This is a genomic window from Clostridium sp. AF27-5AA (assembly GCF_003478415.1).
GTDB lineage: Bacteria > Bacillota > Clostridia > Lachnospirales > Lachnospiraceae > Otoolea > Otoolea fessa.
Map to the genome: position 1 here is coordinate 1 of NZ_QUFH01000001.1, position 14398 is coordinate 14398.

Consider the following 14398-nt stretch of genomic DNA (forward strand, 5'->3'; position numbering starts at 1 on the left):
CTTCCAGTCCTACTTTTACTTTTGTTGCATCTTCCGTAACAGATTCAATTTTTTGATAAAGTTCATTGAAACCATCTAGGTTGTTAGTAATGGTAAATGGTTTAAACAACACTTCTCCATCAGAGTTGGTGATAAAGCAATCATGCTTATCCTTAGCGACATCAATTCCTACATAAATCATAATAATCTCCTTTGAAATGTATTAATGCTGTTTTAGAACCACAGGGTGCTCCTTGCGATTGTATCCTCGTTCTAAATAAACCGTCATGCGGTATCTAACTGATTAACAAATGAACAAAGAGACTGTGGTTGGAGCCTTCCTAAAACCATCAAGTGGTAGGTGATTGAAACCAATCCACAGCATCTTATATATCATAGTCGAACCTGCAGAAGAGGTAAAGAATAGACTATGACCTTAATAGTTATGAAGACCTTGGAGAGGGTCTATAAAAACTACTACTTTATAATACGAGGTTGTTGTGAATGGTGGAAAAAGAAGTACCAGTATTATATAAAAGAAAGGAAGAATGCTGTGGATGTACTGCCTGTTATGCAATTTGTCCGAAAGAAGCCATTTCTATGGTTGAGGATGAAGAAGGCTTTGAGTACCCACAGGTCGATGAGAGTAAATGTGTGCGTTGCTATCAGTGTATTAAGGTGTGCCCAATAAAAGCAGCAAAAGCGCAATAATAGGAGAAAGAGATGAAAACAACATTACTGATCATGGCAGCCGGAATCGGCAGCCGATTTGGAACAGGAATAAAACAGTTGGAGCCGGTTGATGATGCAAACCATATTATCATGGACTACTCAATTCACGATGCGATTGAGGCTGGTTTCAATCATGTGGTATTTATTATCCGTAAGGATATTGAGAAGGAGTTCAAAGAGGCCATCGGTAATCGCATTGCCGCTATTTGCTCTTCTCACAATGTAACTGTGGACTATGCTTTCCAGGATATCAACGATATTCCGGGAGAACTTCCAGCAGGCCGTACAAAACCTTGGGGAACCGGTCAGGCCGTGCTTGCAGCGAAGGACGTAATTAAAACTCCGTTCATCGTCATTAACGCAGACGATTACTATGGCAAGGAAGGATTCAAGGCTGTCCATGAGTATCTGGTGAATGGCGGAAAATCCTGTATGGCAGGCTTTGTGCTGAAGAATACCCTGTCTGATAATGGCGGTGTGACTCGTGGTATCTGCAAGATGGACGAGGATAACAACTTGACTGAGGTTGTGGAGACCAAGAACATCGTGAAGACTGCAGATGGAGCAGAGGCAGACGGCATAGTTGTGGATGTGAACTCTCTGGTATCCATGAATATGTGGGGATTAACGCCAGAATTTTTGGATGTGCTGGAAAATGGCTTCAAGGAGTTTTTCGAGAAAGAGGTATCGAGCAATCCTCAGAAAGCCGAGTATCTGATCCCAATCTTCATCGGTGAGCTGCTGGAGCAGGGAAAGATGTCCGTAAAGGTCCTGAAGACCAACGACACCTGGTATGGCATGACCTACCATGAAGATGTCGCAGCAGTAAAGGGCAGTTTCAAGGAGATGCTGGAGAATGGCGTGTATAAGGCTGACCTGTTCAGTGATCTGTAAAACGTGATGAATGGAATAGTTAGTTTACTCGGAAAGATCCTCACAAACATCCTGACTGCTCTGTATGAGCCGTTTGGATTTTCACTTCTGCTTTCATTCTTTACCATGTTCTTCTATCTATATGCTTATGAACCTTCCGCAGCAGGCAAAGGCTGGAAGAATGCCATAGTGACATGGTATCAGAAGTTCAAAGAGAGCGTGTTCTTTCGGAAGTTGTTCTTACTGGCCTTTGTGACATCAATGATTTTGTTTCGAACATTACTGAATCGGAATCTGTGGCTGAATCCTTTATCTGATGTCATGGGTGGCTGGGGCATCTGGGATACCGTGAACGGCGAACAGAAGTTGACCACCGAATGCATCGAGAACGTGATCATGATGGTGCCGTTTAGTAGTGTGGTTATGTGGACATTCCAAGAGAAGATGGAGAAAGGCTGGAAGAAGATACTGTGGTATAGCGGAAAGATAGCATTTATCTTTTCGATAAGCATAGAAATGCTGCAATTATTGCTTCGCTTAGGAACGTTCCAGCTATCAGACATCTTCTATAACACAGTCGGTGGAATGATCGGTGGATTGATGTATTGTGCGGCGATGAAGGCAAGAAAGCATCTGTAAAACTGGATGAAATTGTGATATACTGGGAGCGGATGCTCCCTACGCTGCTCTAATAATATCACACACCTCTCCGTGGTGAGCAGCAGGCAACGATCTTATGATCGGCTGAGATGTGAGAAAAGAAATCTGTTAGATTGGAGGGATTTCGTAATGACAAGTCTTGAAATGAGAAATTTGATATTTGAAGCTCTTGCAGAAAAAAATCCAGAAAAGACTCCTTGGAAAAAGACATTTGAAATGTACGGTTATAGGGGAACTGTTTCAGCTCTGCGAGCGTTAGTCGAGTATATCGGCATTGAACATGGCGTGATAGAAAAAGTGGTAGAAATCCCGACAATGGCATGGGGAGTTCCGGGTGAATATCCATATTATCTGAGCAATACAAATTTAGATAATGATAATCTGGATTTGTTTAATGAAGAAGTTCATTTGATGACATATCATAATATTTTATCTCCTGGTGCAATTGGTGGTTACGGAGATAGCCTTCCATATTTTCATGTTACGAAATATGGATTGAAATGTATAGAAGAACGCGATATTTTTCCATACGACCCAGATGCCTATATGCAGAAGATTTCTTCGATTTCATCTATTGATGAATGGGAAAAATTCTATATTGAACAAAGTTTAAAATGCTATAATGCAGATGCGTTTGAATCAGCACTTATTATGCTTGGATTGGCTGGTGAGTATTTGGCAACGCAACTTATAGAAAAAATGGAAAGCTTTCTTGCTAATAAAGAACCGACATTACAAGCAACTTATGTAAATGCTTTACAGGGGAAGAATGTGGTTTCGCAGCGGTATGCGGAATATGAAAACATATTGTTAGAAGTTCTTAAGTTGAAAGATGCGACTACAAATCAGATTAAATATCCGACAGTGAAGGGTTTGTCGCCTTCGCTTGATAATGCGGCAAAGGCAATATATGCTACATATTTAAGATTAACTCGCAATGAACTGGCACACCCGTCTGGATTAAAAGTAGACAGAGTGCAATGCCTTTCTTTGATGACAAGCTATATCAAATACTGTGAGACACAGCATAAATATTTGGATTTTTATACTGCGAATTCATGATATTGCCCGTCCCCCAACACAGTGCTATACTTAAACAACTAATAAAGGAAAGAGGTTATCACCTATGCCCAGAACAAAAGGCAGCAAAAACCGTCCCAAAACTACCCGTACCGACTACGCATCTCAGATCGCGGAGAAGCAGGAATCTATCACTTCCCTGACTGCTGAGATTTCATCCATCACCGCAAACATTGACACTTTGAAGGCTGATCTGAAAGAGAAGAAGACTGCTTTGAAGAAGGCCGAAAAAGAAGTGGCTTCCCTGGAAGCGAAGAAGGCAAAGGCAGATGCTAAGGCCGCTGAAGAAGCTAAGAAGGCTGAAGCCGAGAGTGTGGTTAAGAGATTATTAGCCAGCGGCATGAGCGCGGACGAGATCCTTGAAAAACTGAAATAATATTTGCCGTGTGGACAAACTGAACTCCAGGAGTTCACACGGTATTATTTGAAGGTTGATATATAGTTTATAACGAAAATAAAAGAAATGGAGTGTGACACAAAATGAACTTATCAAAAATACATCATATTGCAATCATCGTATCTGACTACGAAGCTGCAAAGAATTTTTATGTGAATAAGCTGGGATTCTCTGTCATCAGAGAAAACTATCGCCCGGAACGCGAGGATTGGAAGCTGGATCTGCGTGTCAATGAGCACACAGAATTGGAGATTTTCGCTGAGAAAAAACCGCCGAAGCGTGTGAACCGCCCAGAGGCCTGTGGCCTACGTCACCTTGCGTTCTGCGTTGATAGCGTGGAGCAGACGGTCAGAGAACTGGCGGAAGTTGGCATTGAATGTGAGCCAATCCGCGTGGATGATTACACCGGCAAGAAGATGACTTTCTTCCACGACCCGGATGGACTGCCGCTGGAGCTGCATGAGTAAAATGAAGAAAACAAGAAAACCCGGCGGTGGCCGGAAGAAGTTGAAGCCGGAGCATGATGCCGGGAAGAATCTGAAAGAGCAGATGGAAAGTGCGGTGGAGCTTTATGAGGAGGAATGCTCCCTCCAATCCATCGCAGATGCTCTAGCTCTAAATCCCATCAAAGTAAGAAAGCTGCTCATCACGGCCGGTGTCTATGAATCAGAAGTGGCGGAGAAAGTAAAAAACACTTTTGAAGAATACCGTGAAACACAAGACTACAAAAACTCCCTACTCTCAACCGCAAATGATCTTCAACTCTCCAAAGCTTCCGTTACCTCGTACCTACCATATCAGAAAGGCGTGTACTTCCCAAGTACAGAGAAAGAGAAGATCAGTGTTGGAGCAGAGCGGCAGCGGAGATACAGAGCGATGAAGCGATGGAGAGCTGATCCGACAGAAGAAAACTTCTGGGGTGTGGTTCTGGTCTATGCTGGGGTAAAATTTAAAACCTACTCCGGATTGCCATTCTCTTACGAAATTAAAAAAGGCAGAAATGGCGAGTACACCAAGGAGCTGTGGATCGACAGACGGGAGAAGAGCAAGAGTTTGGCATGGAGCTCTATAGTTTTGGCACTGGGAAATATAAAAGGTGAAGTAGTAGAGAGACCCAAAGCTCTGGGTGATATCCGGGGAGTGACTTACATCTACGGAATGTTCTATCGGTTCGGACTGATTAATGTGCCGGATGAAGTGAAGGAGAAGATGGGGCATCCGAAAGACCGCAAAAAATAGGTTGCTATGTACAGAAGTGTGCGGTAATGTGTGCCGTAACTGAGGAGGTGAATCTCAGTTGGGAAGGACGGTAGCATTATAGAAAAATTGAAGGAAATGCTAGAGGAGTATTTGAAGAAAACAGAGCCGGAGTATTATCCACCGGTGGAGAACCTGCTTGATCTGATCTACGAGCATTACACGGAGAACAACCCAGTAGAGAAAAACACAGTTGCCGGGAAAGCAGCAAAGGCCAAAGAAAAGGAACTGGAAGAGTGGCTGCGCGGCTTGGAAGGAATGGATAGGCTCGTAGATGACTATGTCGGAGATAAGATTCCGCTCTGGGAAAAGATCATGGACCGGCAGGGGACGGTGTGCTGCGCATGGGAGAAGACCGCTTTTGAGGAAGGTCTGAAAGTCGGGATAAGGCTTATGAGTGAAGTATATAGTTTGTGACGGAAAACCGTCTCACTACGAGATGTTGCACACAGTGGAGGTGTACTCATAATTATTGCTTGACATCATACATCTTTGGATGTACCATCAAAGCAATAGGAGGTATGAGTATGAAGCAGGTCAAAGGTTTTACAAAAGAGTACTATATCGAAAAATGCAAGGACGATGGCGGTGTGCCGATCCTGTATTCTAATATGCAGGAAGCAGTGAAAGCATTATGCGAGTATTCAAGAACCAGGGAATATGATGACTTTAAGTTATCAGAGGAAAAAGCAGAAGCAGGAATCAAGAGGAGCTCTAACGGTGATTGGATTTTGATGGATGATGGTTCTGTTCTATGGCGTAGCTATCCGAAGATTGAGGAAGAACACGCCAAGAGTGGAAATGTGAAGCTGAGGGTTTGTAGAAAGAAAGCGGGATTGTCTCAGTCGCAGCTTGCAGAAAAAGCCGGAATCAGTGTCCGGGTTTACCAGAATTACGAACAGGGTGTGCGCGATATTGAAAAAGCGCAGCTTTCAGTTCTTCTCAAAATCTGTATTGCACTGGACTGTAGAATGTCAGATATCTTTATGGACGAAGAAATGGTAAAACTGGTCAAGAAATACCACAAATAAAAAAATGCCTCGCTGTGAGATATTGCACACAGTGGGGCAGTCAATCAGTCGTTATCCTCTGCTCGTATTCTGAGCAGTTCCTCTATTTCATATTTTGTTGCCAGCCGTACAGCTGGCTTTTCATCGTGTTCCACTGCACCACAGTCCGGGCAGCGGTCAGGAAGTGACTCGCTTTCAAAGCAGTAATGGCAGGCATCACAATAATAAAAGTTCAATCCATTGTCACCTCGCCTTCGTTGCAGTTCTTCATGGAATTCTTCAAAAAATCATTGTGGAGTTCAGGAAGAAACGGAAGCTGGTATCCCTTGTCTGCGAGGATGTTCAGCTTGAAATCCACGAAATGTTTCTCAATAGAGTTCATCCGGGCAATTTCATCCAGCGTGACCAACCCAGAGTGTGCGTACTGGAACTCCTGCAAAAGCTCCTGATATTTCATGGCGCGGTAAGCAGAGGAGCAACGGGAAGGCAGATTTGCCTCCAGCTGTTTCTGGTCGGCAGCATATTCGTAGTAGCCAATCGGTTCCAGAACAGCATCGTCTGCCAGCAGCAGTTCGGCAGCAAAAGTATTGGCGCGCCGTTCTGCCTTTGAATTATCCAGACTATAAAAATAGGTGTCTTGAAATGCCTGACCGGAGCTGGCGTGTTTCCGGTCAAAGAGGGCGTGTCCCAGTTCATGAGCCATTGCGGATACACGCTGGGCATTCGTACAATTTGAATTGATGCCGATGTACTCACAGTTCAGCAGAACTGTGTAGTAACCGAGCAGGTCGTGGCAATAGCGTATCTCTTTGAGGTTTATGGCTCTCCGGGAAATGATCTCTTCCGGGTCGCGGGTCTTGTAGCGGCGAACTACGGCATCGGCCATATCAATAGCGCATGTGTTCAAGGTAGACTCCTTTCCTCTGGAGTAATATCAGTTCTTACCGCAGATATTTTTTCGGAGTAAATTTCTTCGCATCAGCTTTGGCATCGAGGAAAAGTTCTTCCATTTCTTTAATAAAAGCAGCCTGATCTTCTTCGGACAGTTCACCGCCGGCAAACAGGGCAGTGGTCTGTTCTTTTATTTTCTTTGCCTGTGCAACACCGCGGGAACCATACTTCTTGCGGACATCTGCATAGAAGAGGTCATCGTTCAGCTCTTGCTGGAAGGTTGCCTCATCCATAAAATAATCCGTAGTGACTCCAAGAGCAGCGGCGATCTTCTGAATCGCATCAACGCTCGGTTCACGTTGGTTGGATTCAATATAGCGGATTGCACGATCCGACATCGAAGCCCGCCGTGCCAGTTCAGCCATACTCATGTGCTGAGCGGTGCGGAGGGCTTTTATTTTATCTCCGTTGGTTGCGTCAGGAGTCAGGGTGGCAGCGGCATCCGCTTTGGTCTCCTGCGTGTTGAGTAGACTTGTTTCAAGGTTCGTTTCGTTTTTCATGTCATGCCTCCATGTGGGATTCTGCTGTGTGCTGGAGGGAAAGTACCAGCAATTACAACATAATTTTGTAAAGCTACTTGACAAGGAACAACTGTTCCATTATACTAAGAACAAAAGTTCGGGAACTCTTGTTCCTATAATACAATAGAAGGTTGTAGAAGTCAAGAGGGAAACTGGCCGAAAACAAACATAAAATTATTAAGCAAAAAAAGCAATAAATATTGCGTATATGTTGACAATGGAATTATGAAGTGATACAATATACGCAATACAAGCAATATAAACAACGCGCCTGATTTACGGGAGGCAAAGCATGAGCGATAGAAAAATTGATATGACGGAGCTTGCGAATTATATTCGCATTCGCCCGCCGGAGAAAGAGAAATTAGCAGAGTTGCTCATTAGAGCAAAAGGAGCAAGCCGCAGTATGCGGCAGTTTGCTCTTGATTGCGGAGTGAATCCATCAACGCTTTCAAGAATAGTTAACATGAAAACTTCTGGGGCCTGCACGGATGAGCTGATTCAGAAAGTGGCACAGAACTCGGACCCGGAAAGTGGAATAACTTTTGAAATGCTGATGGATGCAAACGGCAAAGTACCACGCCGGATGACAGGAAAGTATACGAGCAAAGAATTTGAAGCTGCAGAAAAAAACATTACGGATATAATATTTAAGGAGTTGGAAGATAGGGGTTACAGGACTTCAATATTAGAGGGTGAAAATAAACACAATGCTCTTAATTACCGTTATCGGACAGATTGGGTTATATCAACGGATGCTAATTCCGATAGTGGCGAGATGGAGATTTGGGAATTCGAAATCTGGCACACAATGTTGGAAAAAAACAGTGTGGCGCATACCGTGATGAAGCTACGCCAGAAGTTTCTGATGGTCTTAGGTCTTTACTATGCTGGGACTATGAATCCGAAAAAGATGAGCTTCGTTCTCACCAACCGGGAAGTATATAACCGAATGGTTGAAACACTTGAGAATATAAAGTTCAAGGATGTGTTTTCACTTATTTTGGTAAATCTTGATGAAAACAAGGTGGAAGAAGAATATGTTTTCCCATTGGTGGGGCGTCCAAATGTCGGGACTGTTTTTACACCGTTAGAAGATGATGAGTCGAAGGCTGAAGAAGACACTGTGGAAGAAACAGAAAGCGATTGGGAGCAGAAACTCTTTGACATCTGATCCGGAAAGGGGTGCAGTTGGTAATGAAAGAACTTGAACAGAGCAGGTGTGGTTATTCCTCACATAACAGCCGTGTACATGACGTATCTGCTAGCACAATGAATGATGATGTATTCATTATGAAAACCATACGGGAGATTACGAGCCGGGGTAATAATGCCGAGGTAAAACGGCGCAGCGATGGAAGGCTGGCTGTTTATGAAGTGAAAAAGAGTATAACCATCGGGTAATTGGATTCGATGAAGGGCTAATAGGAGCCGAGGATTGTGGTTGAAAAACCATGTTCTTCGGCTCCTTTTGTCGTTTACAGAGGAAAAGTACCAATGATAGTTGCTGTAGCCAGTGTGAGAAGAAAAGATGGCTGTCAGAGATTTTACTGGCAAAATGCACAAAATAACGACTTGTTTCTGAACCATATGACAAAATTTTCCAGAGCCTATTTACGGACGGGATTATATCTGATATAATCAAAGTTACCACAAATTGTGGGAAAATTTGATTGTATAAATATATCGAAATCATAGTCATATAGGAGGTGTACTCAGAAAGATAGTTGATTGATGCCACATCACTCATCAGATAATTGGGTGAGCGAACGGCGTACAAAGATTACATATATTTAGTAAAATTAATTATTTATTTACTGTTGAATTGGCGGCATAGCGCCGCAGGAAAATCTATTAATATTATAGTAGGGATTAATTTTTACTAATTTGTTGGGTCGAAGTGCGCTTGTTTGAGGTTGAAAAGTAACTATCAATCTGGTACATGCCGGTACATATAGATAAAAGAATCTGTAGACCGGAGTAAATAAAGAAACAAGTATTGTAGCATTCGATGCACTTGAATCTTTATTTGCTCCGGTCTTTTTGTCGTTTATGGACAGAAGGCGGATGGGTACCATATTTGGATAAGTACAAACGAAATGGAGGTTGTCTATCCGGAGAAATTAAAAAAGTTATCTACAAAAATGAATGCGAGCGGGAAGAAACTTGAATCGGATATAATCAAGTAAAAGTACGAAAGAGGAAGGAGGTGAGCAGCATGGTCGATATTCACAGCGAAGAATATATATTGGGTCAGAATATAAGAAAGTATCGATTGCGACTGGGATGGTCGCAGGCAGATTTGAGCAATGCGGTGGATATTGACCGAGCTGACATCTCCAAGTACGAAAACGGAGCGAAAGGTATAATGAGCAGCTCACTGCTGCGTAAATTTGCAAAAGCCCTTGGCGTTTCAATGGACGCACTGATGGACGAAGAAGAGTCAGAAAATACAGCGCCCCCAGCGCCCCCAATTCAAGAAAAATATGAGAAGTTGAGTCCCAGGCATCAAGAGATGGTAAAAGAAACCATTGATGCGTTCTTGTTCCAAGAAGGTCATGTGGCTATGGCTGGTTAAGTACCGTACAGATCAAAAGTGTCTGTGCGGTATTTTTTTGCCTTTTTTACTGCCGATATAGGGCTTTCACAGAGTCGATATGAAAATGTGGCGAATTCGCCACAGAAGTGTGGCTTATCTGCCATCTGCAAGCGCCTTTCAAACTGGTAGACTATAAACAGTTCAAGGGACAAGCCCACAGAGCCGAAACGAAAGCACCTGTCGGCAGTACCTCGGACAAATAAAAAAATATCGTAAGCCCGATTCTAGAGCAGGCGAAGGATACCATAAGCGATCTGACAGCACAGCAGAGTTATTTGCTGGAGCTGGAGGACTGAACATGGGATCATTCTAACCTTCTTTAGAACCGGGCTTTTTGCGCCTTTTTGACCGCAGAGTCTGTCCGTTTCATGAGGATGCGGCGAATCTGCCATGCATGTTCTTCAAAGCCAGAGCTTTCAGTATCCTTCCCTCCCAGAAGTCCGGGGGAAAGGACAAAACAATGATGAACATGATGACTGGAGCAGTAGCAATCAACGGTGGAGTAGGTGTGATGGAGATTCATCAGCCGCAGGTGGCAGTCAGCCAGATGGCAGCAAGCGCGGCACAGGCTGCAGAGCAGGTGGCTCTGAATGCACACATCACTCTGCGTGAGCTGAAAGGAATGATCGACACTGTAGTGGAGAAGAAGCTCCCGACTTTCAAGACTCTCATGGAGATGAACCCGGTGGCAGTAGCCCGCACGAGCGTGAATGGTGCAAAGCTGACGGCCTATGAAAACGGCTATGCAGTCTATGAGGTGGACAGTGCCCACACTGTCATGGCCGTGGAACGCTGCGGAGATTACCGCTACGACTTCACCGATGGCACACATCAGATCGTGCCGGCAGAGACTTTCGAGGATGCCGAGTGGAGTCTGCGCCTTCTGATGGAAGGGGAAAAGCGTATGGAACACAACCTCAGTAAAACTGCTGCAAAGTTTGAGCCGGTGCCGCTGGAGTGCGATGGCTCTGACTGGTCCGCTTCTATTATGGTGGACTTTTTGGATGAAGACAATGCCGAGATGCTGGCAGACAAGGAACTGCGCCGTCTGTATGCTGCCATGAGCAAGCTGACCGAGCGTCAGATGGAAGTGGTCCAGCTCTACTTCTATAAAGGTATGACCCAGCAGGAGATTGCAGAGGAAATTGGTATCGGTCGCCGTTCTGTTGGAAACTGCCTGGAAGGTGCTCTGAAAAAAATCAGAAAAAACTTTTAAGAAAAGTACCTCCCAAACAGCTCCAAACGGTGTGCTTTATGTAAGGATACAAAATCCTCAATACATCAAGGAGGTAAGAACCTATGAAAGCAGTAAGCGATAAGGTCATCCAGCAGACCCTCGATCTCATCGAGCGTCCACCCGGCGGGGGAGATACGGTCACCGAACCGGACGCCGCAGCTGTGGATGCGGATACAGTAAACAAAGCGGCTGCAACGGCGCCGAAGAAAATTTTCGTCTGCTCGCCATACCGACCGACCTCAAAAACAGAGGAATGCAGGAAAGATGAGCTGATGGCGAATATCAACCGCGCCAAGACCGCCTGCCGGATTCTCACCACACTGGGGTTTCTACCGCTGGCACCGCACCTGTACTTCACCCAGTTCTTAAAGGATGAGGATGCACAGGAGCGTAACACCGGCACGAAGCTGGGAATGCGCTGGCTGGAGGAGGCGGACGAGCTCTGGGTGTTCGGTAACACGATATCCGAAGGGATGGCGGCAGAGATCGAGAAAGCGCATGAGCTGAACAAGCCGGTACGCAATCTGCCGGAGCCGGGGCGAGTGGTCGAACTGCTCTTAAAGAGCATCTCGGAACAGTACCATGTTCCGCTGGATGGTAGGAAAGCTGAAAACAGCAATGGGCAGCAGGAAGCTGCAGAAAGTGAGGAAAACAATGGCTAACGAAAAGAAGAACGGGACTCTGGAGGAGATCATCATGGAAATGCTCAAGGAAGGAAAGGCTGTCCGCATTCCTATCAGGGATGTAGTGGACAAGCTGCAGGAGAATGTTAAGGCTGCGGAAGATGCGCTGGAGACGGTTCAGCCGGAAACCGAGAAGTTGGAAGCGGTGCCGCAGGGCGGACAGGTCAAGACCGTGCCGATCAACATCCACATCGACAACCTGCATATCCACATGGATGAGCGCATGACTTCCTACAACAACTTCGATGGCGACTCCGATGAAACCGATGAGCCTGATGAGGACGAGCCGGAGGATATTGATGTGGATGCAATGATCGGTCTCATCAAGGCAAAGACCGGTCTGTGCGAGAAGGTCATTCTGGCAGTGCTGGCCGCCCAGGAGGAGTACCTCGATTCCATTTGGGGCGAGAACATGGATGAGGAGGACAAGGCATGATGGATGAGATGAATGTTTTGAATGCTCCAAAGAAGGTCGTGGACGGGCTGACCGAGGTTTTTGAAGGACTTGCCCAGATGTTTGAAGGCGTGTCTGATCAGCTTGAACTTCTGGGCGCAGATGCTGCCCCGGAGGATAAGCGTATCTTCCCGATCGTGGATCAGGAAGCTCCTGCTGTGTTTGAGAAGAAAGGTGCACCAGCATCGCATCCACGCAAGAAGCCGATCAAGAAGACCCGAAAGGTCGAGGAGGCTTCAGACAAGCTGGAGGAACCTGTCACTGACAGCAATAGCGATGCCGATGCAGACACACAGCCGGATGCCGAGAACAGTGCCGAGGAAGCAGAGGAAGAAGAAAACTTCCCGGCGGATGATGCCGATGATCTTCCGTGGAGCGAGGATACCGGTCAGGAGAAAGAGACCGGCCGGAAGGACGAGCCGACCGATAAGACCAGACAGCCTGATAAGGCGCAACAGGCCAAGCAGGAATCACCTGCTGCCACTACGACATCGTCTGCGGTGACAATCACCAAGGATGATATCACAGCGGTCATTGTGGCGAAGATCAAGAAGAAGCGTGATAACAACGAGAAGATTGGTCAGCTTCTGAAGACCTATGGTGTCGGTCAGCTTTCTGACCTTCCTTCGGAAAAGTACGAAGCGTTTCTGGCTGATGTCTCCCAGATTTAAGGGAGGTCATTATGCCAGAAGTACACGCAATCCTGTCTGCTTCCAGCTCGAAACGGTGGCTGAACTGTACGCCATCGGCAAGGCTGGAGCAGAACTTTCCAAATGAATCCTCGGTGTATGCCGAGGAAGGAACAGCCGCCCATGCCTTGGGTGAGTATAAACTCCGCAAGTACCTGCATGAGAGAGTGCAGCGTCCGACCTCCGAGTACGAGAACGAGGAGATGGAAGCGAACACTGACATTTACGCAGAGTTCATCATTTCAACGGTGGAGCGCATCAAGGAAACCTGCCCGCATCCACTGGTCATGGTGGAGGAGCGGCTCGATTACAGCTATCTGGTTCCATCTGGCTTCGGTACCGGCGACTGCGTGATCATCGCAGACGGGACACTGTATGTCATGGATTACAAGAACGGCAAAGGCGTATTCGTCAGCTGTGACCACAATCCGCAGATGATGCTGTACGCCTTGGGCGCTTATCACGCCTACGGATACCTGTACAACATCAAGCGGGTGTCCATGACCATTATCCAGCCGCGACTGGAAAATATCTCAACGTATGAATGCAGTGTGGAGGAACTGCTGGACTGGGCGGAGACCTATGTCAGACCGAGGGCGAAGCTGGCCTTTGAAGGAAAAGGTGAGCAGGTTCCCGGTGACTGGTGCCGGTTCTGCAGGGCGAGGACTTCCTGCAAAGCCTGTGCCGAAGAAGCTCTGGCACTGGTGAAGGAAGAATTTCTGGATCTGGACGAAGGTGTTCTTACCGATGAGGCGGAGGAGACCGATGCCACAGCAGCTTACAATCCGGACACCTCCGCACCGACCTTCAAGTCCCCGGCACTCCTTTCCAAGACGGACATCGAAAAGATGCTTCCGACCCTGAACCGTATCGAGTCTTGGATCGAAGCGATTTTTGCCTATGTCAGTTCCGAAGCCATTAACCACGGCGTTGCGTGGGATGGCTATAAGGTGGTCGAGGGCAGGAGCAAGCGGCAGTTCCTTGACACAAAGTCAGTGGTGGCCGCAGCAGAAAAAGCCGGATACACCGACATCTATAAGACCGAGCTGATCTCCCTTACTGAGTTTGAAAAGCTCATGGGAAAGAAAAAGTTCAAAGAGATTCTGGGAGAGTATGTGGTCAAGCCACCCGGTAAGTTGGCGCTTGTACCAAACTCCGATCCCAGAGAGGCAGTCGATCTGGAGACTGCCGAGGATGAGTTCACGCCCCTTGACTGAGGCTGGACATAGAAAACCGCATTACACAACAGGATGCCGCAGTCAGATAAGAGGCGCGG

19 protein-coding genes are annotated in these 14398 nt (G+C 46.2%); 16 read left to right on the forward strand and 3 right to left on the reverse strand.

Annotated features, from left to right (window positions below):
- A partial coding sequence (locus DWY89_RS00005; protein WP_147353316.1) for a transposase occupies positions 1-181 on the reverse strand: 181 nt, incomplete at its 3' end.
- Positions 182-483: 302 nt separating this feature from the next.
- Here DWY89_RS00005 and DWY89_RS00010 point away from each other — a divergent pair.
- From DWY89_RS00010 to DWY89_RS14460, 9 genes are all read left to right on the forward strand, one after another.
- Complete coding sequence (locus DWY89_RS00010) at positions 484-690, forward strand: 4Fe-4S binding protein (protein WP_179976203.1); 207 nt, start codon at positions 484-486, stop codon at positions 688-690.
- Positions 691-702: 12 nt separating this feature from the next.
- On the forward strand, positions 703-1605 hold the full coding sequence (locus DWY89_RS00015; protein ID WP_118524213.1) for a sugar phosphate nucleotidyltransferase: 903 nt from the start codon (positions 703-705) through the stop codon (positions 1603-1605).
- Between the two features lie 6 nt (positions 1606-1611).
- On the forward strand, positions 1612-2223 hold the full coding sequence (locus tag DWY89_RS00020) for a VanZ family protein (protein ID WP_118524214.1): 612 nt from the start codon (positions 1612-1614) through the stop codon (positions 2221-2223).
- Positions 2224-2373: 150 nt separating this feature from the next.
- A complete protein-coding gene (locus tag DWY89_RS00025; protein WP_055058494.1) occupies positions 2374-3306 on the forward strand; it encodes a hypothetical protein in 933 nt (310 codons plus the stop codon).
- A 64-nt stretch (positions 3307-3370) separates the two neighbouring features.
- Positions 3371-3700 carry a hypothetical protein gene (locus DWY89_RS00030; protein WP_118524215.1) on the forward strand — a complete coding sequence of 110 codons (330 nt, stop codon included), beginning with the start codon at positions 3371-3373 and terminating at the stop codon, positions 3698-3700.
- A 104-nt stretch (positions 3701-3804) separates the two neighbouring features.
- The gene (locus DWY89_RS00035) at positions 3805-4188 is read left to right on the forward strand and encodes a VOC family protein (RefSeq protein WP_118524216.1); all 384 of its coding nucleotides are present in this window, start codon (positions 3805-3807) and stop codon (positions 4186-4188) included.
- 1 nt (position 4189) lies between these two features.
- On the forward strand, positions 4190-4960 hold the full coding sequence (locus tag DWY89_RS14455; protein ID WP_243022630.1) for a hypothetical protein: 771 nt from the start codon (positions 4190-4192) through the stop codon (positions 4958-4960).
- Positions 4961-5071: 111 nt separating this feature from the next.
- Complete coding sequence (locus DWY89_RS00045; protein ID WP_147353317.1) at positions 5072-5395, forward strand: hypothetical protein; 324 nt, start codon at positions 5072-5074, stop codon at positions 5393-5395.
- Between the two features lie 110 nt (positions 5396-5505).
- On the forward strand, positions 5506-6009 hold the full coding sequence (locus tag DWY89_RS14460; protein WP_243022632.1) for a helix-turn-helix transcriptional regulator: 504 nt from the start codon (positions 5506-5508) through the stop codon (positions 6007-6009).
- A gap of 211 nt (positions 6010-6220) precedes the next feature.
- Here the strand turns inward: DWY89_RS14460 and DWY89_RS00055 are convergent, their stop codons facing one another.
- Together DWY89_RS00055 and DWY89_RS00060 are read right to left on the reverse strand one after the other, a co-directional pair.
- The gene (locus DWY89_RS00055; RefSeq protein ID WP_147353318.1) at positions 6221-6895 is read right to left on the reverse strand and encodes an ImmA/IrrE family metallo-endopeptidase; all 675 of its coding nucleotides are present in this window, start codon (positions 6893-6895) and stop codon (positions 6221-6223) included.
- A gap of 34 nt (positions 6896-6929) precedes the next feature.
- Entirely contained in the window at positions 6930-7439 is a 510-nt protein-coding gene (locus DWY89_RS00060; protein WP_118524219.1) for a helix-turn-helix transcriptional regulator, read from the reverse strand.
- A 313-nt stretch (positions 7440-7752) separates the two neighbouring features.
- Here DWY89_RS00060 and DWY89_RS00065 point away from each other — a divergent pair, with 313 nt between their 5' ends.
- From DWY89_RS00065 to DWY89_RS00100, 7 genes are all read left to right on the forward strand, one after another.
- A complete protein-coding gene (locus DWY89_RS00065) occupies positions 7753-8634 on the forward strand; it encodes a hypothetical protein (protein WP_118524220.1) in 882 nt (293 codons plus the stop codon).
- A gap of 1044 nt (positions 8635-9678) precedes the next feature.
- A complete protein-coding gene (locus DWY89_RS00075) occupies positions 9679-10038 on the forward strand; it encodes a helix-turn-helix transcriptional regulator (protein WP_118524222.1) in 360 nt (119 codons plus the stop codon).
- A gap of 481 nt (positions 10039-10519) precedes the next feature.
- Positions 10520-11275 (forward strand): sigma-70 family RNA polymerase sigma factor, encoded by a 756-nt coding sequence (locus tag DWY89_RS00080; RefSeq protein WP_182434454.1) that lies wholly within the window; start codon positions 10520-10522, stop codon positions 11273-11275.
- An 83-nt stretch (positions 11276-11358) separates the two neighbouring features.
- On the forward strand, positions 11359-11958 hold the full coding sequence (locus DWY89_RS00085) for a DUF4406 domain-containing protein (protein WP_118524224.1): 600 nt from the start codon (positions 11359-11361) through the stop codon (positions 11956-11958).
- Complete coding sequence (locus tag DWY89_RS00090) at positions 11951-12415, forward strand: hypothetical protein (RefSeq protein WP_118524225.1); 465 nt, start codon at positions 11951-11953, stop codon at positions 12413-12415. The genes DWY89_RS00085 and DWY89_RS00090 overlap by 8 nt, the downstream gene beginning before the upstream one ends.
- A complete protein-coding gene (locus DWY89_RS00095) occupies positions 12412-13104 on the forward strand; it encodes a hypothetical protein (protein ID WP_118524226.1) in 693 nt (230 codons plus the stop codon). The genes DWY89_RS00090 and DWY89_RS00095 overlap by 4 nt, the downstream gene beginning before the upstream one ends.
- Positions 13105-13115: 11 nt before the next feature.
- Complete coding sequence (locus DWY89_RS00100) at positions 13116-14339, forward strand: DUF2800 domain-containing protein (RefSeq protein ID WP_118524227.1); 1224 nt, start codon at positions 13116-13118, stop codon at positions 14337-14339.
- Positions 14340-14398: the final 59 nt, after the last annotated feature.